This window comes from Erysipelatoclostridium sp. MSK.7.34, assembly GCF_019041935.1.
In the GTDB taxonomy this organism is placed as follows: domain Bacteria; phylum Bacillota_I; class Bacilli_A; order Erysipelotrichales; family Coprobacillaceae; genus Thomasclavelia; species Thomasclavelia ramosa.
In genome coordinates this window covers 1-23096 of the sequence record NZ_JAHPYJ010000011.1, presented here as the reverse complement: position 1 = coordinate 23096, position 23096 = coordinate 1, and the positions used below count along the sequence as shown (strand labels likewise).

General features: G+C 28.1%; 23 protein-coding genes, 1 tRNA gene, 2 pseudogenes and 1 riboswitch. Of the genes and pseudogenes, 3 read left to right on the top strand and 23 right to left on the bottom strand.

The window, feature by feature from the left end:
- Positions 1-39: 39 nt before the first annotated feature.
- Complete coding sequence (gene mgtA / locus KTF99_RS08970) at positions 40-2700, bottom strand: magnesium-translocating P-type ATPase (protein ID WP_029481543.1); 2661 nt, start codon at positions 2698-2700, stop codon at positions 40-42.
- 296 nt (positions 2701-2996) lie between these two features.
- A riboswitch (M-box (ykoK) riboswitch) is annotated at positions 2997-3151 on the bottom strand.
- 39 nt (positions 3152-3190) lie between these two features.
- Positions 3191-3928, bottom strand: coding sequence for a copper homeostasis protein CutC (locus KTF99_RS08965; RefSeq protein ID WP_029481545.1), 738 nt, complete (start codon positions 3926-3928; stop codon positions 3191-3193).
- A 163-nt stretch (positions 3929-4091) separates the two neighbouring features.
- On the opposite strand from KTF99_RS08965, the gene KTF99_RS08960 reads away from it, so the two are divergent.
- A tRNA-Arg gene (locus KTF99_RS08960) sits at positions 4092-4166 on the top strand.
- Positions 4167-4340: 174 nt separating this feature from the next.
- On the opposite strand, the pseudogene KTF99_RS17125 reads toward KTF99_RS08960, so the two are convergent.
- Together KTF99_RS17125 and KTF99_RS17120 are read right to left on the bottom strand one after the other, a co-directional pair.
- A pseudogene (locus KTF99_RS17125) lies at positions 4341-4664 on the bottom strand (ABC transporter ATP-binding protein); the annotation flags it as partial.
- Positions 4665-4927: 263 nt separating this feature from the next.
- A pseudogene (locus tag KTF99_RS17120) lies at positions 4928-5352 on the bottom strand (ABC transporter transmembrane domain-containing protein).
- 90 nt (positions 5353-5442) lie between these two features.
- On the opposite strand from KTF99_RS17120, the gene KTF99_RS08940 reads away from it, so the two are divergent.
- The gene (locus tag KTF99_RS08940) at positions 5443-6051 is read left to right on the top strand and encodes a LysR family transcriptional regulator (RefSeq protein WP_029481549.1); all 609 of its coding nucleotides are present in this window, start codon (positions 5443-5445) and stop codon (positions 6049-6051) included.
- Positions 6052-6446: 395 nt separating this feature from the next.
- Here the strand turns inward: KTF99_RS08940 and KTF99_RS08935 are convergent, their stop codons facing one another.
- Positions 6447-7334 (bottom strand): fructose bisphosphate aldolase, encoded by an 888-nt coding sequence (locus tag KTF99_RS08935; protein WP_029481551.1) that lies wholly within the window; start codon positions 7332-7334, stop codon positions 6447-6449.
- Between the two features lie 189 nt (positions 7335-7523).
- Between KTF99_RS08935 and KTF99_RS08930 the strand changes: the two genes are divergently transcribed.
- The gene (locus KTF99_RS08930; protein WP_003534692.1) at positions 7524-7856 is read left to right on the top strand and encodes a putative quinol monooxygenase; all 333 of its coding nucleotides are present in this window, start codon (positions 7524-7526) and stop codon (positions 7854-7856) included.
- Between the two features lie 203 nt (positions 7857-8059).
- On the opposite strand, the gene KTF99_RS17115 is transcribed toward KTF99_RS08930, so the two are convergent.
- From KTF99_RS17115 to KTF99_RS08845, 18 genes are all read right to left on the bottom strand, one after another.
- A complete protein-coding gene (locus KTF99_RS17115; protein ID WP_254210120.1) occupies positions 8060-8263 on the bottom strand; it encodes a hypothetical protein in 204 nt (67 codons plus the stop codon).
- Positions 8264-8270: 7 nt separating this feature from the next.
- Positions 8271-8888: an alpha/beta hydrolase gene (locus KTF99_RS08925; protein ID WP_254210119.1), complete on the bottom strand. Its 618-nt coding sequence runs from the start codon at positions 8886-8888 to the stop codon at positions 8271-8273.
- Positions 8889-8911: 23 nt separating this feature from the next.
- Positions 8912-9187, bottom strand: coding sequence for a PRD domain-containing protein (locus KTF99_RS08920; RefSeq protein ID WP_008791999.1), 276 nt, complete (start codon positions 9185-9187; stop codon positions 8912-8914).
- A gap of 60 nt (positions 9188-9247) precedes the next feature.
- Positions 9248-10075, bottom strand: coding sequence for a hypothetical protein (locus KTF99_RS08915; protein WP_029481553.1), 828 nt, complete (start codon positions 10073-10075; stop codon positions 9248-9250).
- 34 nt (positions 10076-10109) lie between these two features.
- Positions 10110-11234 carry an acyltransferase family protein gene (locus KTF99_RS08910; protein ID WP_029481555.1) on the bottom strand — a complete coding sequence of 375 codons (1125 nt, stop codon included), beginning with the start codon at positions 11232-11234 and terminating at the stop codon, positions 10110-10112.
- A gap of 55 nt (positions 11235-11289) precedes the next feature.
- Complete coding sequence (gene wzx, locus KTF99_RS08905) at positions 11290-12690, bottom strand: O-unit flippase-like protein (protein ID WP_195613957.1); 1401 nt, start codon at positions 12688-12690, stop codon at positions 11290-11292.
- The gene (locus tag KTF99_RS08900; protein ID WP_195613956.1) at positions 12665-14041 is read right to left on the bottom strand and encodes an oligosaccharide repeat unit polymerase; all 1377 of its coding nucleotides are present in this window, start codon (positions 14039-14041) and stop codon (positions 12665-12667) included. The genes wzx and KTF99_RS08900 overlap by 26 nt, the downstream gene beginning before the upstream one ends.
- A complete protein-coding gene (locus KTF99_RS08895) occupies positions 14038-15153 on the bottom strand; it encodes a glycosyltransferase family 4 protein (protein ID WP_195613955.1) in 1116 nt (371 codons plus the stop codon). The genes KTF99_RS08900 and KTF99_RS08895 overlap by 4 nt, the downstream gene beginning before the upstream one ends.
- Complete coding sequence (locus KTF99_RS08890; protein ID WP_029481564.1) at positions 15116-15949, bottom strand: glycosyltransferase; 834 nt, start codon at positions 15947-15949, stop codon at positions 15116-15118. Before KTF99_RS08890 ends, KTF99_RS08895 begins: the two co-directional genes overlap by 38 nt.
- Positions 15939-16841: an alpha-1,2-fucosyltransferase gene (locus tag KTF99_RS08885; protein WP_029481566.1), complete on the bottom strand. Its 903-nt coding sequence runs from the start codon at positions 16839-16841 to the stop codon at positions 15939-15941. The genes KTF99_RS08890 and KTF99_RS08885 overlap by 11 nt, the downstream gene beginning before the upstream one ends.
- A 1-nt stretch (position 16842) precedes the next feature.
- A complete protein-coding gene (locus tag KTF99_RS08880; protein ID WP_254210125.1) occupies positions 16843-18009 on the bottom strand; it encodes a Coenzyme F420 hydrogenase/dehydrogenase, beta subunit C-terminal domain in 1167 nt (388 codons plus the stop codon).
- The gene (locus tag KTF99_RS08875) at positions 18002-19147 is read right to left on the bottom strand and encodes a polysaccharide pyruvyl transferase family protein (RefSeq protein ID WP_029481570.1); all 1146 of its coding nucleotides are present in this window, start codon (positions 19145-19147) and stop codon (positions 18002-18004) included. Before KTF99_RS08875 ends, KTF99_RS08880 begins: the two co-directional genes overlap by 8 nt.
- 41 nt (positions 19148-19188) lie before the next feature.
- Positions 19189-19932, bottom strand: coding sequence for a glycosyltransferase family 2 protein (locus KTF99_RS08870; protein ID WP_034559487.1), 744 nt, complete (start codon positions 19930-19932; stop codon positions 19189-19191).
- A gap of 1 nt (position 19933) precedes the next feature.
- Positions 19934-20566: a sugar transferase gene (locus KTF99_RS08865; RefSeq protein ID WP_029481573.1), complete on the bottom strand. Its 633-nt coding sequence runs from the start codon at positions 20564-20566 to the stop codon at positions 19934-19936.
- Between the two features lie 37 nt (positions 20567-20603).
- On the bottom strand, positions 20604-21164 hold the full coding sequence (locus KTF99_RS08860) for a PglD-related sugar-binding protein (protein WP_029481575.1): 561 nt from the start codon (positions 21162-21164) through the stop codon (positions 20604-20606).
- A gap of 14 nt (positions 21165-21178) precedes the next feature.
- Positions 21179-21412, bottom strand: a complete 234-nt coding sequence (locus KTF99_RS08855) for a hypothetical protein (protein ID WP_029481577.1) — start codon at positions 21410-21412, stop codon at positions 21179-21181.
- A gap of 150 nt (positions 21413-21562) precedes the next feature.
- A complete protein-coding gene (locus KTF99_RS08850; protein WP_029481579.1) occupies positions 21563-22060 on the bottom strand; it encodes a transcription termination/antitermination NusG family protein in 498 nt (165 codons plus the stop codon).
- 1 nt (position 22061) lies between these two features.
- The gene (locus tag KTF99_RS08845) at positions 22062-22553 is read right to left on the bottom strand and encodes a transcription termination/antitermination NusG family protein (RefSeq protein WP_029481581.1); all 492 of its coding nucleotides are present in this window, start codon (positions 22551-22553) and stop codon (positions 22062-22064) included.
- Positions 22554-23096 lie beyond the last annotated feature (543 nt).

The following is a 23096-nucleotide window of genomic DNA, read 5'->3' as shown; positions in this document are numbered from 1 at the left end:
TCCTTATTCCGCTTGATTATAACATATTTATCATACATTTTATAACCATTCGTGATATTTATTTAGATAAACACGTTTAACTACTGTTGTCAATGCAATATATAAAATAACAATTATTATTAATAATCCAAAATAATAAGCTGGCAAACTAGTAAGCCCAATTGCTTTAGCTAAGTGACTAAATGGAATAAGCGTTAAAACAAATGCAGATAATAATGTAAAAATCGTTACAAATAGGGCAGGTTTACTTTGAATAAATGGTACTTTTGCTGTTCTAATTAAATGAATAACAAGAATTTGGCTCCACATTGATTCAATAAACCAGCCCGTTTGAAAAACTGCAATGAAATAATCAGGATTTGTTAATGATTGATAACTTCCTCCAGCCATTATTGGGGCTATAAAATAAAACATCAATACATATGTCATAATATCAAAAATTGAACTAATTGGTCCCATCCATAACATAAATCTTCCAATTGATGATGCTTCCCATGTTCGAGGGATTTTTAAATACTCCTCGTCAACACGGTCAAACGGTAAGGTTATACAAGCAATATCATAGATTAAATTTAGCAACAATAACTGAATTGGTGCCATTGGTAAAAATGGTAAAAATGCACTTGCAATTAAAACTGAAAACATATTACCAAAATTAGAACTGGCCGTCATTTTTATATATTTAATCATATTAGCATAAACTTTGCGGCCTTCAACCAATCCTTTTTCAAGAACCATTAAGTCTTTGTCTAATAAAATTACATCAGCTGCTTCTTTAGCAATATCTACTCCACTATCAACAGAAATTCCTACATCGCTTGCCTTTAGAGCTAATGCGTCATTAATACCATCGCCCATATATCCAACGCTATGTCCATTTTCTTTTAAAACTTTAATAATCAGTGCCTTTTGTTCCGGTGATAATTTTGCAAAAATTGTTGTTGTTTCTACAACTTCCTTCAGTTTATCCAAGCCCATCTTTGCAACATCTTGGCCTAATAAAATATTTTCAACATTCAATCCTACCTTTTGACAAATTGCTTTAGTTACTTTTTCATTATCTCCTGTCAAAATTTTTGTTGCTACACCATGTTCCTTCAATGCTTTTATCGCTGGGGCTGTTGATTCTTTTGCAGGATCTAGAAAAGCTAAATATCCAATTAAAACCATATCTTTTTCATCACTAACGGTACATTTTTGTACTAAATCCTGATCTGTTTTTTGACTCACTCCCAAGACCCGTAAACCTTTTTCATTAAGTTGTTCAACTTGATTGATAATTATTTTCTCTAATTTTTGTGTTAACGGCCAAACTTTACCAAGATACTCAACATATCTACAAACACTGAGCATTTCTTCAATTGCTCCTTTTGTAACCATCTGTACTTTACCATCTTGATCCTGAATAATAACAGACATTCTTCGTCGTTGAAAATCAAATGGAATCTCATCAATTTTTTCATATTTGTTTGTTAAATCTTTTAAGCTCGAATCATTATCTTGTTCAGCCAACGTACTATTAATAATTGCTTTATCCATTAGATTATTTAATCCTGTTTGATAATAACTATTCAAAAATGCATGTCGCAAAACTCTTAAATCAATTTTCCCGTGAACATCTAAAGGAAATTCTAAAATTACTTCATCTTGTGTTAAAGTTCCTGTTTTGTCTGTGCAAAGAATATCAATAGCACCAAGATTTTGAATTGAATTTAAATTTTTAATTATAGTTTTTTCCTTAGCCATTGCAAGAGAGCCTTTAGCAAGACTAGTTGTGACAATCATCGGAAGCATTTCAGGTGTCAAACCTACAGCAACACTTAATGCAAATAAACTTGCATCTAACCAATCTCCATTAGTAAATCCATTAATAAATAAAACAACAGGTACCATAACTAACATAAAACGAATCAAAAGCCACGATACAGAATTAATTCCAATTTCAAAAGTTGTTAATTCTCTCTTTTTATTTAAATCAACAGAAATTCTTCCCAGCATAGTTTCATCACCTGTCGCAATTACCACACCGACAGCACTTCCGCTAATTACATCACTTCCCATAAAAGCCAGATTTTGTGCTTCAAGCACATTCGTCCCTACAGTTGTTTCAATTGCGAATTTTTCAACTGGTTCACTTTCACCTGTTAAACTTGCTTGGCTAATAAATAAATCTTTAGCTTCAATAATTCTCAAATCTCCAGGAATCATATCTCCTGCGCTCAAATATACAATATCACCAACAACTACTTCATCAATTGGAATCTCTTTTGCTTCTTGTCCATATCGTTTAATATTTGTAGTATTTGAAATCATTGCAATCAGCTTCTCTGCTGCACTCCCACTTCTTTGTTCTTGAATAAAGCGTAATATTCCAGATATCATTACCATAACTACAATAATGATTACTGTAGTTGGATCCTTTTCACTAGTTTCTGCAAAAATCACATTAGTAAATAAAGATACTACTGCTAGTATTAATAAAATTGCAGTAAATGGATTTATAAAAGCGTTAAATATTTTTTTTAATATAGAATCTTTTTTTTGTTTAGTAATAATATTTTTACCAAATTCATCACTATGATGTTTGACTGTTTCATTCGTGATTCCCATTTTATTTGTTTCAAAACTATCTAAAACTTGATTAGTTTTATTCTCACTCGCAAAAACTAATCTCTCATTAATTGAATTAAATCTTCTCATTGTTATACCCTCCAAATTAAATTTTAGAGTATGACAAAACTATCCTAAAGAATGGCATCGCCATTATTCGGGACTTATAAACATCATTGTCATACCGGCCATGCTCTTCCATTCTTTTTCTCCTTTCAAAATTTTAGATATAGAAAAAGCCATCATTAAGATGGCTAGGCGAAAATGGACGTAATTATCCCATCATCAAAAAGCCATCTTTTAAAATTCATCGATAAATAATCATCCATTTTCTTCACCTCCACAAAATAAAAGCCTCATCGCTCAAACGCGACAAGGCATAAAAATAACTTTATCTCGTTCAAGCTTCAACATCATAGGGCCATGTAATTGCATTAGTTTTTGCCTTCACGACAAGAACTGTTGACCAGCGCACAGTGTCTCCACTGCTTTGCGGTAGCAACCCGTATCCCTATGGTAGTCTCACCTACCGATTCTTTTATCGCTTATAGTTTAACACTATTAAAGATAATGTCAACCCCTATTCCCCTTCAACTAGCTCTACTAGGATTTCTACTAATTCTTGACTTACAACCTCATAATCATCACCGTGATAACTAAAATTGACTTCATCACGACTTGTAGTGGAGTCTGTATGCCAATCTTTACATGAGCTATGAAGCTGCTTAATTCCTGTATAATCAAGCATTTTTTTCGCATTTCCTGCATTTATTCCACTTCCCGCTAAGATTTCAATATTCTCACCATATGCATCATACAAATATTTAATCATTTCTTTTCCTCGAGTTGCTTTACCTTGTAAGCCACTCGTTAAAATACGGTCTATCCCTAAAGTAATCAAAATGTTCATTGCCTCGTCAATATCATTAACACAATCAATAGCACGATGAAATACTGCAGTTTTGTGATATGATTTAATAATATCGATCATTTCTCGGGTTTGTGGAATATTAATATCTCCTTCTTCATCAAGGCATCCAAATGCAATCCCATCTGCACCATTATCAAGTAATATTTCCGCATCCAGTTTCATTACCTCAAAATCTTCATCATTGTAACAAAAACCAGCACCACGAGGTCTAACCATACAAATAACTTCTAAATCTGTGTTATCTTTAACTTTTAATAAAGTTGCTAATGATGGGGTTAAGCCACCTAAGTGTAATGCACTATTCAATTCTATTCTTCTAGCTCCACCGTATTGTGCCTGTAATGCATCATAATAACTCCCACAACATACTTCTACAATTTTATCCATTTTATCAACTCCTTACTTGTATATTTATTATAACACTTTTCCAAAAGCATTAATTGTTATTTTTAAGTAAAAGTTGGTTTGCATTTTGTTAATAGTAATGGTAAAATTTATGAGCATAGTTTATTTGCAATAAATAAAAATTGTAATATAATAAGCTAGTTCTGTCCCCTTAGTAAAATGGATATTACAAGACCCTCCTAAGGTTTAGGTGCAGGTTCGATTCCTGCAGGGGACGCCAATTATAATTTATAAAAATATATTATTGAAATCAGGTGGATTATAGACCTTTTAAATCCACCTTTTTTATATGAATATTTAACTTTTTATAATCTAACAGAACACATACTTACTATTTCTTTCAAAGATACCTATACAAAAATAGGATTTTCATAAGCACTTTTGACATAACATATTACTCTAGTTCAAAAGCATCAGTATAGAGACTATAATAAACATCATGCTTTGAAATGAGTTCATCATGACTCCCCCATTCAATAATTTTCCCAAAATTCAAAACAATAATAGTTTCAGAATTACAAACCGTTGATAATCAATGAGCAATTACATAGGTTGTTCTACCTCTCATTAAATTATCCATTCCTTGCTGAACAAGCACTTCTGTCCTAATATCAATCGAAGAAGTTGCTTCATCTAAGATCATAACTGGTAAATTTGCAACAGCCGCACAAGCGATAGAAAGCAATTGCCTTTGTCTTCGAGATAAACTTGCCCCATTTTGCATCTCATAGATAGGTTCCCTTCCATTTTTTAAAGAACTTTCTTCATCTGAAACTTCAATGATTCGTTCACATGATGCTCTTGCCATATTGATCATTACCAATACTTGTAATAACATCATCAGACAATTCAAAATATTCATTGCATAGGCAATCATACTTGATAAGTCCCCTGTGGTCATCGTTGATGCATTTATAAGAATAATAATTTTTGCTCCAAACCAGCAAAGAAACAACAAACAGCCATAAACTTCAAACTGCATTATAGGCATATAAATGATTTAACTACCCGAATTCCTGCCAAATTTTCCTGTACTACACTATTCAATTCATCATAGATATGAAATACCTTTTCAAAATATGGATGTGAACGACTAACAATAAAATAAAGACCTGCCTCTAAAACTGGAACTGCAATTAAAAATATTAATGATAAATCCCTATTTATCATTAATGAAACAGCTAGTGAAAATGCCAGCATGATGGTGCTCGCACTGCCACACGAATAGTCATCATATGTGCATTTTGAACGTTAGTTACATCAGTCGCTAATCTTGTTACCAAACTTGAAGTAGAAAACTTATCAATATTTGCAAAAGAATATTCATGAATTTTATAATACATATTCTGTCTTAGATTTTGAGCAAATCCAGCTGAAGCTATCGCACAAAAACTTCCTGATAACATGCCACAAATAACTCCTAAAGTAACACAAAAGATTAAGACTACACCCCATTTGCCAAAAATACTATATTTACAAGTCAGGAAGAATATTTCATGAATACTCAACAATTAGAATGTTTTGTGCGAATAGCAGATAAATTGAATTTTACAAAGGTTGCTGAAGAATTATATATTACTGCTCCAGCAGTTGCCCATCATATCATAAATTTAGAAGAATTAAATACGTCATTATTTATCAGAACTTCCAAAATGGCAAAATCAACTGAGCCAGGCTCATTATTCTATAGTGAAGCAAAAGATATTCTCCAAAAAATATATATGGTTGAGAAAAAAGTTAAAAAACTAGCCAGTCAAAAACTTTCGATATTACGAATTGGCTGTTCTAGTCAAGTAGAACTTGAGATATTAGAAATACCATTAATAAAATTAAGAGAAGAATTTCCAACTGTTTATCCCCAGATTATTATTCAGGATTATTTTATTCTAAAATCTCTATTTGATAATAAACAATTAGACATTTTAATCAGTACAAAAGAGATGATTGCTGAGGCTCACGATTATATATTTAAAAAAATAAAAAACATTTCCAGTTATGCAATCATAGCTGAAAATTCCCCGTTTGCTAAAGAAAAAGAAATATGTTTTATAGATTTATATGATACACCACTTATTACTTTGCATCCCCGCTTTATCCCATTTTAATACTGAGATAAATTACAAGAATTTATTGCTCTCCATGAAAAAATCATTTTCATCTTTTATGTAAAAATGACCAGGCTGCTATTCTTTTCGCTAAATGTAATTACGGTGTAGCTATTTTACCAGAAATATATATTCCAACACATATTAAAAGAATTGTCGCTTTACCATTTATGGATGATCAAATGACAATAGAATATGGAATAACTTATCACAAAAATCTAAAAGAAAAATATATTAAGGAATTTACAAACTATTTTATAACTAATAAATAATAAAAGAAGATTTAATTTCATTGATATAATCAATTATTTTAAATCTTCCCTTTAATTAAAAATATTTTATAACTTATCTTGATTATTTGTCATTTAATTACATGATAGATAAGCTTAACATCATTATACAATAGATGCCCTATATATTTGAAGAATCACATTCTCCAAACAAGTATCGAACTCAACACTAGTCTGATTTATTGATAAATCAGATAATAATGCTCTAGAAAAACTCGCAATAAGCCCGTGATTTTCCCTTAATAACCCATTTGCCTGCTCTCTATCATAACCGCCAGATAGAGCAACAACCCTAACTACATGGGAATCTTTCATAAGTTCCGCGTAAAAATCAGGTACGGTTGGAATGGACAGTTTAAATATAAATTTAACATCATTGTCTAATAAAGTTAGATGCTCATTAATTTCTTTCAATAACAATTCTTCAGCCTCTTTTTTTGAGGTACTTAAAATAGATACCTCTGGCTCTAAAATAGGTACAAGCCCAGTTTTAGCAATTTGTAATCCTAATTCAAACTGCTGATCAACAATTTTCTTGATACCTGCTGGATCGGCTTCCAAAATTACACTACGCATTTTTGTACCAAAGATATATTTATCTCTTGCCTTGTTTAATATTGCTTCCAGTTCAGGAATTGGCTTCATTAACTGAACACCATCTTTTTCTACTTCTAATCCTTTGTCAATTTTCAAAAATGGCACGATTTCCTTCTTTAACCATAAATATTCAGCAGTATCTACACCCTCAATTTGAGAATCCATTGTCTTTTCAAACAAAATAGCACCTAATATATGCTTAGAGGTAAAAGCCTTACTAGTAATAATACGACTACGCATTTGATGAATTAAATCAAACATTTCTTTATCATTACTATACGCTGATTCATCAATACCATATGATTTTAATGCCTTTGGTGTACTTCCACCACTTTGATCTAACGCTGCGATAAAACCTTTTCCATATTGCATACGCTCTAATTGTTTTGTGTTCATTTAAGAGCACCTCCTTTTCCTGCCCTTATTATACCCCTTGTCCATCAAGTATTCGAATAATACGTTCTATTTCGTTAGATAAGAATAACTATTTTTACAAATAAGAATCGCTTTTAAAAATATGATAGATTATTTTAAAATATGCTATAATTAAATAAGATAATCTTTATACATAAGGAGATAATTAATATGTCTATCACAGTAAACATTTATTACACTGGAATAAACGGAAATGCTAGAAAATTTGCAGAAGAAATGGTGACCAGCGGTATTGTTGATGCTATTAAAGCAGAAAAAGGAAATGAAAGATATGAGTATTTCTTTTCCATGAATGATCCAGAAACCATACTTTTAATTGATAGTTGGAAAGATCAAAAATCAATTGATGCTCATCATGCTACTATAATGATGGAACAAATTACAGAATTAAGAAATAAATATGATCTTCATATGAAGGTAGAACGCTATACTTCTAATGAAGAAAACATAACTTCTGCTGACAAAAAATTTATTCGATTGTAATCTAAATTAATAAAACCCATTATAAAGTCAATATTATAATGGGTTTTATACTATTCATATCAAAACATATTTCTGGTAATTGAAATATTTATTCCTTATTTACCATTTTAGTTATAATTTATCCTGTCACAATTATCGTTCTTTATTACCAAGTAAATATAGCTTTTAATTATAAATATATAATTCTAATAAAAAAACATTGCCTATTTAACATTACCGCTGTTAATTCCTTCTTCATAAGGATCCAAAGGTAACCATTCTAATACATCTTGAATATATTTATTCCAAAAATCCCAATTATGACTTCCTACATCCTCTTTATAAACTAAATCAAAACCAGCATTTTCTAAATAGCCTTTAAATTTTCGATTTACTCCAATTAGTTCATCATCACATCCACAAGCCATATATATCTTAGGAAAAACAATAGTATTGTCTTCTTTTTTTTGCCTGAATTAAATTTTCCAAACAAACTTTTGGATTCTTATCACTCAGATATGCTTCATCAATATCACCAAAACAACTATCTTCACCCATTACACATCTTGATTCATCGTGAACTGGTAATTCGAAAATATTTAGAGCACTTGATAAAGCTGCAATATATCCAAAATTTTGATAATATTTCAACCCATTTCTTAGAGCACCAAATCCACCCATTGAAAGTCCGGCAATAAAAGTATCATCCCGACGATTAGATAAATGAAACATCCTTCTAGTAACTTCAATAAGTTCAGTTCCAATAAATATACCGAAGTCATTGTTCTTTACTTCTTGATCCACATAAAAAGAATTATCACCAGACGGCATGACTACAACTAAGTTCTTTGCTTCTGCCCATTCTTGTATTCTTGTTCGTGTTACCCAGTCAGTATAATTTCCTAATAAACCATGTAATAAATATAAAGTTTCATATTCTTTAACTGGTTGACAATTTCCTTTAAAAAGAAATTTATCAACCGGTAATATTACATTCATTGAAACTGTTCTTTTTAAACTTTGAGAAATAAAATTTACTTGTACTAATGCCATAATAAAACACCCCTTTACTCTTTTTAAATCTCATCAATTGACATATCTGTTTTATAATTATTTAAAACGTAATCATAAATATAAGCAATTTCACTAATTGGTATTGTTATATTATACTGATTAGCAATCGCTTTAAAGCTAATTCTAACTCCATTGATAAATTCTTGATTATTTTTTTCAAAATCAACAATATTAATATGTGAAACTATCTCTTCTTTTTTTATTAGACGTTCAATCAAACAACAAAGATGAATATTCAAACCAATAATAGTTTTTGCTAAAAAAGTAAAAACTTCCAATTATATAAAATGGATCTTTTCATAATTTTCAGATATTATATAAAATAAAAAAACACTAGACTAATAGCCTAGTGTCGCATCATCTAACTCAGTTTTATTTACAAGATATTTGCTAGAAAGAGACTTATCATCAGCCACTACCATAAGTGGATTCATTTCATCTGTTTCTACAAAATCTTTATCATATTTATAAAAATATAATCTTAACATCATCATCGCTAAGATGTGATATTGTTTTTCTTCATTAGTTAGTTCCTCATAATTTTCAAAGTAAATATCTTCAATAGGTACTAAGTACTCAAATTTGTACAATTTACTTTGTTCTAGATAATTATCAATGATTTCATCATCGTTATCTACGTAATTAAAAAGATGTCCAAAGAACTCTGGACCATACTTAACTCTTTCTAATATCTCATTATTCATTAATTGATCATCAAAAGCATAACCTTTAAATGAATAATCATTTGAGAATCTATTTTTTAGATAGGGTTTATATTTGCCTTCATCAGGAATATCAACCTTGTTACCATTAACATACATTTCTATTTCTTTATCAAATTTAAATGTTAATCCATATTCCTTTAAATAGTTTGAAAAACTATTTTCTTCTGTTAATAATTCTAACAGACTTAATCCATCATTATCAGTATCTTTTAATCTTCTAGATATACTATAGAAAGGCACTTTATCAATATTTCCTTTAAAATTTCTTTTTACAATATTGAAATAGCATTCATATAAATCATCAATATATAGTATTTGATGATCTTGTTGAAACATATAGTAACCTGAATCTATAGTATCTAAAATAACCTGTTCATTAAGATCTAATTCATTACATAATGAATCTAAGATACTTTGATATGATGTAGTATTTAATTGCATTGTTTCACCTCCGTCAAAGCAATAAAAATTATTCTTAATTTATTTTTATTAATTTATTCTTAATTTTATTAATAATATTCATTATAGTATTCTCAATACTAATACTTATTTTATTAGTTGTTTTTTTAATAGTTATTATGTATATATAAGATAAAATGTAACTAAACAAATAAGTAATTATTCCAAATAAAAAAACAAGTAATAGTACATATTTATAAGACAGTAATTGATATATATATAGCCACACTATCGGTTTAAAAATATCTCTAACTAAAATATTTTCGTGTATCATGTATATGTATAATGTTGAAGAAGAAATATTAGTAATTAATTTTGTATTTACTTTTAAATTTTTAAAAATATTAAATAAACAAATACCTATTACAATCATAAATGGATTTATAGTAACAGCCCATCTTAACATCTTATTAGATAACTGAGGAACGTAAAATCCGATGATATTTGTTCCTAATAAAATCAAAAACATTAAAAGAATAGAAGAAAATAAGAATAGCTTATTTGCTCTATGATTTTTTGAAAAATTATTAAGATATATTTTTAGATATCCTACTATGAAATATAATATTACGAATCCAATAAATGGAGTATAGAAATATACACTACCAGCAAAAAATGCAATAATTAGATACATAATAGTTATTGTAATTAATAAATAAAAATAGTTTTCTTTACTAATATTTAAAATAATTATATTAAGTAGTGGATGTACCAAATAAAGAATTATATAACAGCCAACAAACCAATTATTATTGAATAAAATTGGTAATAAACTTTTTACTATTAATGAAATATTTAGTGGAGCACCAAATAGTTTAAATACAATAAGACATATTACCGATATCAAAAAACTATCAATAATTATATTAACTATTTTTTTAAGATTTATCCTATTGCTCCCAATTAAAAACCAAGCAGAACATATTACAAAAATAATATTTCCTTGTTGACCTAAATTTCTAATCACTATAAGAATAAAATTTATGATTATTTTAGTAGAACTATTTAAGTCAATAAAGCTAGGTAATTCTTGATTTCCATAGAATGGTACAGAATGACTAAGTATAATCAAAAACATTGCTGTTACTTTTAATAAATCGATACCATTATTTCTTTCTGATTTTATTTTTTTTATATTCATAACAAAAATTCATAATCTTTTGTTTTCATAATTATGCCCCCTTGAAATAATCTTTTTATAGTTTTTTTTCTTTTAATACGCGAATGAATTTTTTATACTTCATTAAGAAAGTTAAAGATAGTTCATTATCAACCATCTTTGGCCAGTACCAAACATTATATATCAATTGACTTATTATTTGTGCTATTCCCAATCCAATAATTCCCAAATTAAAATATTTTAAAAATATTAACGATAACAAAAGACATACCATTGCTGAAAAAAGAAATGACTTATAATAGATTAATCTATTAGTTCCTGCTAAATAACAAGCATAACAATCTCTATATTTCAATAAACCCTGATAAATACAAAGAAGCACTAATACAAGAATATTAAATGACATTTGTGGTCGTATGTATTTCAAAATAGGAACAATAATTACTATAACTGCCATCGATCCCATTACATATAATAATTCAAATGCAATAAGTGAAAATGAAAATATTCTCTGTGAATACTCTTTTTCCCTTCGTGCGTATGCTTCTTGTAGTGCTGGTTGATATACACTAAACAAAGAACCAGAAATTTGTGCAATTGCAGAAAATAATTGTACTATTAATCCAAATTCACCAGTTGCTGTCAAACCTAAATATAAAGAACATAAAATAGTAGTTACCTGATTTGAAATATAATTGGCAATAGAAACAACGCCATCTTTCCACGCATTGTACCATACGACCACAAAAATACTTTTAATATCACTTTTATCGATTTTTAATTTTCTATCAAGGTTCATTTTGATATCATCAATAGAATAGAATGCTCTTTTACATAACACTCTAAAAATGGCTCCATACATAACATAAGCTATTGCTACACCAATTAGATTTAATCCTAAATATAAAAGAACAGCAGTCATAGTAATTTGTACTACTTTGGCTATTGTCCTTATTTTATTTACAGTACCAACTTCTCCTACACCACGCAAAAACGCATCATAATAACCATAAAATAAATTTAAAAAAACACCTATCGCATAAATGATCCATGCATATAGTATATTTATGCTAAATATTTCTTTTGATACGTAGATTATATATATTGTACCTATTGTAGATAATCCTATAAAAGCTATTATGGAAATGAAAAAATATATCAATTGACATGTTTTTATAACTTTTCCTAACAATACATAATTTGTTTTCGCATCTTTATTAGCTTTCATTACTCCTTCCTTTTTTAATTCATCAACGCCACTCCAACAATATGATACATTTCTTGAAAACATTGAATTAAAGCCAAAATCAAATAAAACTGAAATACTTCCCAAGGAAACAAATACATTCCAAAGTCCGTACGTATCTCCGTCTAAGAATAGTACAAGGAATGGGATCATCAAAAAATTCGAAAATAATGATACTATAATGCCCACCCAATTCCATATTACATCATATTTTGTGATTTTTATTTTCATATTTTGCTCCCTTATAAAGATTAGATTTATTGCTGTTCGCTAAATAAGTTTTCATTTTAAACTTCCCATTGAAAAATAAAATAATGTAAACAATAGCCAAAACAAATTGAACATTACTATACATATTATAAAGAATGAACATAGCAAGAGATTGCATTATACATAAGTATATCATCATGTTGAACATTGTCTGTTTCTTTAATACTTTTAGATAAAAGTATTCTGATATCATTCCAAAAAGTGCACTAAAGCCGCCAATCCCTACAACCCCATAATCAGCATAGAAGTAAATAAATCCAGTTGTGCAAAAATTATACAATTTGCCTGAATTATCTATAAATACATTACCGCCCCTAATTAGATCCCATAATATTTGGCCATTAGAGAAAAATTTTAAGGTATTATGGAATACAATTTCATAAACAGTATTAAAAATATTGTATACGCCATAAAAGGTTACTTGTCCTATACCTTCTAAAGGTACAATACGAGAATCATTTAGTTTTTGTGAAAAATTTGGGAGCGTACCTACGATATATCGATACATTGATGCAAAAAAACTTTCAGATTGCTGGTTACTACCTGAACTTCTTAATACAGTCGATAAATATATTACAAAAATTATTATTAAAAATATAATTATAATTTTTTTCTTTTGCTTTTTATCAATTACATTTCTTTTACCATTATTTAGTATAAGCAATGAAGAAATAATGCATATTATTGGGTAAACAAATGCCATTCGTTCGCCATAAGCAAGAAAAAACAATATATCTAGAAATATTGTAAGTAAAAGTAGTTTCTTTTTTCGTTCACTAATAAATTCTATACATGAAACGGGTAAAGAAATAAAAAGAAATGGAATTGCAAAATATGAGTGAAGAATAACTATTAATGTTGATCTAACTGCATTTAAAGAATCAGAAGCCACATAGCGTAGTGTATATAAAGAATTACCTTGCAGTAAGTATCCTATCGATGGTATTGCATATATGAATTCAATAATAATAGAAATAATTACGCATTTGATAAGAATATTGTATATATGATTCCATTTCTTAGCTTCTAAATTTTTAAATTGATACATGGAACTAGATCCAATGTTTCCTGAAACATTTCTAGAAACAATTCTTACGAATATTGTTCCAAAATTAAAAAATAGAATTCCAACTAGGATATAATCAAATACTATAGTATCAACATCATATATTCCAAACAACCTAAGAGAATAAAATGAAATTAAAATACAAAATGCACCATTAAATATCATAATAGGATTGAAAAAATTTTTTTCAGTAATATAAGAAAAAAACATAAAAAATAGCATAACCATTAATAAAAAAACTATCACTTGTTTTCCTCCTTCAAATTGTACATTTCATTTTTAATAATTTGATAAAACTTCTCTTTTAGCACATTAAGATTAAAATCTTTAGAAATTTGCAAACTAGAATTTCCAAATTTTTCACACATTTCATTATTATCAAATAAAATAGAGACGGCATCTATCAATCCAACTTTATCATCTATATCACAATATAAAGTATTATAATTATTAGTAAACTCATTAACTCCGCCACATCTTGTAGTTACTATAGCACAGCCACATGCCATTGCCTCTAATACGGTTAATCCATATCCTTCTGATTTACTAGTACATAGAAACAGTTTAGTATTGTTCATTATGGTGCTTACCTCACTAGGATTAGCATTTTGCGTATATTTGATCCATTTTGGCCAATCATCTGGCCTTTTAGGAGTACCAAATAGATGAGCCTCAAGTAAGGGATATTTTTCTTTTAGACTTAATAAAACATCTATACCAATTTTTGAGCCTTTTAAAACGTTATTGTGATATAGCATTGAAATAGTATAATTATTTCTTTCTTCGAATGGCTTGATTTCATTGAAAATATTTGAATCAATTCCATTTGGAAGATATTCAACATTAGAAGTAGAATACTTGTTAATTATATTTTTTAGCCATTTAGACACTGTTATTTTTTTCATATTGAAAGAATATGTATTAAATAACTCTTCTTCGCTAATCTCCCAATTTTCATACCCTTGAATAAAATATAATTTTGTACTTTTATATTTATTAATAGAATTTATAAATATAGCTGAACGAGCAACTGTAGCTATATAAATATGTGAAGAAGGTAATAGTTTTTCATCAAAATTAGCAATGGTTTTTTGAACAACTCTTTTATCTAAATCAAACCATTTTGGTCCTTTTTTTGCCATTATATATCTTAGCCATAAAACAATTTGTCTTGGAATTCCTTTTGAATTTTTACCATCACATCCATTATAAATAATGCAAACATTTAATCCTTTATTAACAATATAGTTAGAATATTCATATACCATTTTATATCCCCCAACTATTTTATTCGTTGGCATAGGTAATATAAAAACGACATCATACTTTTTTTCCCATTTTGTTTTTTTTGAAATCATTTATACCCTCCTTTATATAACTAATTTTATTTAATTTATCTTGCTCATAGAACACGACATAAAAAAAATGTTTTGTAAATTGTAAAACACTTATTAAATTACTAATTTTATATTTTTGATTATAATATAGCCTATTTCTAGATATATAATAATGTCTAATACCACTGTGCGTTGCATAACCATTTTTAAAATTATTACCTAATTGTTGATTTAATATGGCATTATTAATACGACATATTTTTTTTCCATTTTTTATTATTTGTGTGCATAAATCTAAATCCAATCTATCTATAAAGTAATTCTTATCAAAAGATATTTCTCCGTAATCTGAAAGTCTTAGAATGGTACCTGAAGTAATACACCATTTAATCATTTCAAATTCTAAATCATTTGTATTTTTTATTTTTGAATTTTCTTCAACGTTAATAACACATATCTTTGGACAATAAATAGTAGCTAATTGATTATTTTTTATAATGAAATTAGACATTATTTGTAAATCCGTGTGGTTGATTCGACTATCTTGATCTAACAGCATAATATATGGGTAATTTTCCTTTTTTGCAATTATACACATTTCATCACATGCAACGCCCAATCCGTTATTCTCACCTGAGGCTATAATTTGAATATTTTTTTCAAAAAAACATAAATCACTATTAGGTGTATTATCATATATATATATTTTATTGAACCACTTACTCAATTTTTTTATATTTTCTGTATCATCTTCAGTGGGATGGAATGTTGTAATTCCAGCACAAATATTTAAACTAATATTTTTATTATTTTCCATCAATTTTAACAACTCCTTCATAATACTTTGAAGAATAATCAATTGAGTTATTCATCCATTTTTTTGGAGCAAGAATAACTTTTTCTGAATACTCACCCAAGTACGCTCCCCACCATGAAAAAGAACTATTGGATATAATATAATGGTTACACTTTGTTAAAAGGAACATACCCTCGACATCAGACATATTTTCTATATATGTGGAAGGTATGTTTAATTCCAATCCTTTAGCTCTTTCAATATCATCAGCGAAAACAAAAAAATAAGCATCAGGAAATTTTTCTTGAATTACTTGTATTGCTTGTAAAAAGTATTCTTTTGTGCATACATTATGTACATTACTTTTTAAATAATCATCTTGCAACCTGATACTAATTGCAACTGAACAAGAGCAATTTACAATACTGGAATAATATTCTTTTGCATTTTCCGATATATATTTGTCATCCAAAATAAAAATTTTTTTAATATAATCTTTATTTTCATGAAAATATTCTTCAGCTAAAAAATAGCCGTATACATCTACGACTTTCTTTTTTGAATTCGGAAATCCATAATAATCAGAATCAAAAGAATAATAATGTCCCATTTTGGCAAAGAATTTATACCATTTTTTCCCCATTTGCTTTCGTTTACCAAAAATATATTGAATCAAATGATAACTTTTTTGAGAAAGGCGCAACTGTTTATATTTAAAATTATCATAATCTTTATAAAACTCTATATTGTTATCTAACTTAAATTTTTGAATGGAACAAGGTCTTATTTTATAATTATGATATGAAGTATTGTCTATATATAGTTTTTTGTTTATTTTTTTAGCCAATATAGCTGAATAAGCGACTTGAGACATTTGATTTCCTAATCCGCCTATTAATCGTAGAAGTATCATCCTATTTCCTCCTTTGTCGTACAGAAGTTATTACATATATGGGTAAAATTTTCATAATCAGCATTTTTATAGTTTTCTTCATTCTAGTTTTAAAAGGAATGGTTTTTTTTATGGCTTCATCAAGATTTCTACATTCATCAAGATATTTAATAAAATTGTCATAGTATGGAGATTTTTGATTTTTAAATATAATTGATTTATTTCTAGAAACAATATCATTAATAGTTTTTGATTTATATTCAAAATTTCTCAAATTATTGAATAATTCAAATTCATTAATTCTATCATTTAAAAATATAATTGCATTATTACCATCTATAGAAAAAAACTCTTTATCATCTTCCAATCCCCAATAATCTCCTACTAGTATGTCTGCTTTAATAGAATCTAATTTATACTTACACGAATAGCATGATTCGTTATTTAAAATATTGAAAGCATCAAAATACGAAGTATTTTCCCATAACTCTTTTTCTATAATATTGTTATCATTGGATAAATAAAAATAATCTTTCCCATTATATTTTTTTCTTAATTGAATATTATTAAAATCTTTTGTATACTTATTCAAAAATTTATTATGAACTTTAGTACTTGTTGGTCCATGACATGCTAATGCTACAAGTAGTAAATTAGGGTATTTTTCAGAGAAAGCATTACTTAATGCCGTAATAACACAAGGTAATCCTATAACTAGAACGAGATTATTATTTTTCAGTTCTTTTTCTAACAAAGCAATATTTGGGTTAGAAGACTGACAATATTTTACTCCACGTATTTTAGCTAAATCTTTAAAGTCATTTACACATATATATTTTGTTGATTTAAAATCTTCACTATATGCAACTCCAAAAACACATCCATTATTTTCTATAACATATTTAGATAATGCATCACAAAATCCACCACTAGTAGATTTTATTCTATCATTTTTAAATTTATATTTTCCTGCATATGCTCTCATGCTATCTATTTGGTTACTTTCTAAATCACTATTAGCTATGCATTTTTTTTGGCATTGTAAGCAATTTATACATTTATTTTTATCAATTTTTGCATAATAAAAACCCTCGTTATTTTTTTGATAGAATATTGCTGAACTTTTACAAACATTAGCACAAACGCCGCAATTAATACATTTTTTGTAATCGTTCGAAGGACTAATCATCTTCTTCACCATTATGTAAAGCACCTTCTAAATAATTTATAGAGCTCTTATTATAGGAACTTAATTTCTTATTTATTTCAAAGTAATCAATATATTTATAGTGAAAAGCATTTTGTAACCCTGATTTCTTAACTATTTGATTACTTAATCCAAAGAAATTCAGTAATGTTGTTTTTCTATCATCTTCACCATAACTAAAAAATACTTTATTAAAAATAATAGAAAATGCAATTGCATGAAACGAATCTGTAATAACATATTCAGCATTTTTTATTAAACCTAAAAACTCCCTTGGACCAATACCATTTGGAATCTGTTTTATTGATGAACTTAAATCATTTTCCCATCCTGGTGAAGTTATGCATATCAATTCTAAACCTAGTTTGTTGGCAAGTTCCTCACATTCAATCGATCTTTCTTTCTTTTCTCTTTGAATTAAATAAGCGAATATATATTTCTTCTTAGTTTCTGGTTCTTGTACAACAGTATCCCATTGTGTTCTATTTAGAAGCATAACAGGATCGCATACTATATTAACATTTTCTATTCCAACAGATTCAATCAGATTCTTTGCTCCAACTTCTCTTACAGAAATTGCTTTATAATCCTTAATTTGGTTATATAGTTTTTGTTTTGAAGTTTCTAATAAATTTAAAACTTGCATACTAGCCGCATAAGATATACATTTGTTCTTATTCTTTACAAAATCCAAAAAATATTCATCTGTGCAGTAATCCATATTCCATACCTGGTCGCTTCCTGTAATGTAAAAATCATAAACATCACCGATTTGGTGAATATTTGATTTATTATAGGTAGATGTATGTGGTATGTCTGAAATAAACTCATTAAATTTCTTAATAGTATTCTCATATTGCATAGAATAGGTTCCATTATTTTTAGATGATTTCCATCTTTGAAAGTGATTTAAAATAAATTCTTTTTTCTTAGAATATGGCCACTTTATAAAAACAATCCCTTTATTTCTTAAAAATCCACCACCACTTACTCTATCAAAATCTATTTGCTCTGAAATGAATCCTTTATTATTTAAAAAGTTGGTCAACGCATACGCTTGAAGTTGGCCACCATAATTGTAGTTTTTGTGATATATAGTTATTATTGCTATTTTATTCATGATTTCCTCCATTTTATATAGTATTTATATCGCCATAAGTCTTAACGCCTTAGTACATTAAATGCATAATTCAAGTAGTAATATAAACTTTTTATTATAGAAAAGTTATGATATCTTCGATATACATTCCACTGTTTTTTTGCTGCGCTTACTTTATTCCCGCTCAATGATGTAGAATTAATTCTATAATAAGCAAGAACATCATTTATACCATAAGCAACATATCCTCTTTCCAATACACTTATCCATGTACATTGATCTTCTGCATGAGAAATATTAGGCATTTCAATAGTTCCAACTTCTTCTATATTAATAACAACCGTCAAACAACCTATGATAGTGTTTTTTAATATATCATTTTTTTTCATTTTTTTTGGTACAGAAATAACAGATTCAACCTCCTGAGGTGTTGTTATAAATTTTGCATATGAAGAATATGTAATATAATAATCATTTTTTTTCATAAATAAAATTTGGGTTTCTAATTTATTTTTTACCCATATATCATCACTATCTAAAAATGCAACAAATGCTCCTCGTGCTTTTGATAAACCGATATTTCGCGCATTTGATACTCCGCCATTTTTATTTAATGATACTAATTTAATTCGTGAATCCGCAAGTATATAATCATTAACTAATTTAGATGTTTTATCCGTAGAACAGTCATCAATTATAATCATTTCCCAATTTTTATACGTTTGATTTAGTACACTTTCAATTGTTTCTGCAATATACTTTTCACTATTGTAAGCTGGGGTTATTATTGAAACTAATTCATCCATTTCATTTAACCTCACTATCCTTTTTTGTTGTTCCAGTACCACCTTCCACAACACCATCATGTTTGAGAACAGAGGCTATTGTGCCAAAAAAACACTTTACATCAAAACTAAGTGATAAATTAGAATAGTATTCTCCATCAAGTTTTGCTTTAACATCTATCTCTAATTCATCTCTACCATTAATCTGTGCCCAACCAGTAAGTCCAGGTGTTACATCATTAGCATGATATTTATCTCTTTCTGCAATCAAGTCATCTTGATTCCATAGTGCAGGACGAGGTCCGATAATTGACATCTTTCCTGCAAAAATGTTGAATATTTGGGGTAATTCGTCTAAAGATGTTTTTCTTAAAAATTTACCTGTTTTAGTAATAAACTGATCTGGATCCTTTAACATATGTGTAGGCATATCACTAGGAGTATCCGTTCTCATAGTTCTAAATTTATAGATTTCAAATAATTTTTTATCTTTACCCACACGTTTTTGTTTGAATAATACTGGTCCTGGTGAATCTAATTTAATAGCTATTGCTAATAAACCTAATACTGGACTTAGTACAACAATAGCTCCACCACTTAAAACAATATCAATTCCTCTTTTTAGTAGTAGATACTTCTTTTGTTTATCTGTCATTATTTTCCCCTCCATATTTACTCAAATTAAAAGATGGTTATATTTGAGTACCATCCTCAATAATTCGATTCATTTCAATTTCTTTATTCATTGTTATTAAACAACGACTACCTATACTTGCATATTTGTTGATTCTTGTATTAGGGCGAATCACTGTTCCTGTATTAACAAGAACACATTCATCAATTTGAGCACCGTGATTGATAACCACACTTGATGCCAAAATACAACAATCTCTAATAACTGCATTGGCTTCTATTACGGAGTAGGGGAATAGCACACAACCTACCCCTACAGATGCATACTTAGACACAACACTTGAAGGATGTTTTAATATAGGTAATAAATAGCCAATTTCTTTGGCTTGTAAAAGCAGTTTGCTTCTTATTTGGTTATTACCTAGTGCAATATGAATATGAGTATATTCAGGATAATAAGAACTTATTTCGTCAATAGAACCAATTACTTCACATTCATTGATTGTTTCATTAATTTGGTTATCATCAAGAAAAGAAATCTTATCAAACATATTCATATCTCTTGCAATATCTAAACAACATCTGCCATGTCCACCTGCTCCTACTATTAATAAATTCACTTCTTCACTCTCCCTTAAAAGAAACTTGGTTCTTCACCAAATTGCTTCTTATAGTCTTCTTGCCAATCTTCATTAATTTCTTTTGGAATTAAGTTTATGATGATTTGATTGTTAAAAGCTTTAATAGATGTAATAGAATAGTTGTTTGTTAATTGCTGATAAGCCTCTTTACCATTTGTATATTGGTATTGTTTATCATCAATAATACATATCACTTCTGATTCTATTTTTTCTAATATTTTAGTCACTCTTTATACCTCCTTTTTGAACATAAAAAAACAGGTTCATCGCCTGTTTTAGTCATATTTATGAGGTAGAAGATACAATTCCCCCTTACCCCAAATAATCTAGACTTTATGTTCAGAACTAATGTGTTATCAAGTTAACCTGAGTAACACTTAATTCTTGCTTATAAGTTCAACTCCTAGAATAATCTTTCTATCAAAGAAAGGTAAATCTAGTTGTGCTGTACAATGATGTTTCATGACTCTAACGATATAATCTTGATAATGTAGTAGGGGACCTTCTACAATAACTGTCTTCCCATTTTCTTGGTAACCAACAGATACTCTAGCGACATTATCTTTATCTAATACATTATTAAAGAACTCTATTTCTTTTTCTCTTAAAGCAGATACTTCAGCATTCTCTAATTGTTTAATCAGTCCATCATTCTTATCTTTCATAGACAATAAAAGATCATTAAAATCATTTTGTTTTAAATCTGACTTTACAAAGATATAGTTATCAAACATATCCTTAGTAGTCTTTTTCTTTGCTTGCCTATGAAATACTTCAGTTTTAGGAATAAAGGCAGTAAGTTCTTTTCTTTGATTCAAATTAGATAGTATTTTATTAGTTTTATTACTGAATACATATAAGACATACCAGTTCATCTTAATAATCAATCGCAATAAGTAGTTTTCCAGTAAGAATTTCTGTATCTAATGTTGCAAATCTTCTATATTTATCAACTTTTTTGATCATATCTTCTAAACCTACTAAAGGACCATCAGTTGGCACAAATCTTCGATCCACTATAACTCCTTTTGTATGTTTGACCGTATCAGTATTATCTAATAACTTTTCTAGTAAAGACTGCTCTTCACTAGTTAATGGATATGTATCTTTATACTCAAGTAAATCCACTAATCCATTAATCGTTTTAAAATACTCTTTAAATTGTTCATCAAAAGCTTCTTTATCAAGATCACTCTTGATAAATACATAGTCAGGATATATTTCCTTAACTATAAACTCAGCTGTTTCCCCTCTACCAAAACATCTTTCACTTTTAGGTATAAAGGCATTCATGTTCACTTGTTTGTTTAAAGTACTAACAAGTTTTTTAGTTCTACCAGTTTTGCATCTGGCTACGTACCAATACATTGTTACCTCCAACCCTTCCATTTTCGCAGAACACTATATTCTACGAAAAAATCAGAATCTTAAAAGAATATCAATTTATTATTGCTATCTCAAAAAGAATAAATATTTCATTTATCGTTAATTTTGGATAAAATGATTAACACAAATAAATTTATTATGATGAAAATAAGAATTGATTAATTTTATCTAACGATTTTCAAATATTTTTTCATTATTAATTTGTTTTTTTAAACACATCGAACTATAAAAACATTAGTTATTTACTGTTAAAATCATCAGATAAAACAGACTATTATCTTAATAGCTCAAATACCTGATAATTACTGTCAATTCGTCGCTTTTTTATTTGAAACAACAACAATTTATGATATAATTCGGTTCGTAGAATATAGTGTTCTGCGAAAAATAAAAAAAAGCGCTTATTTATAGTAATTCACTATAATTGAGCGCTTTTTCTATATGTATATTTTCCTGTTTATTCAAGGACGTTTATAAATCACAAATTCCTTTATTTTCTCCATAAACACTATACCAGTCTTGATT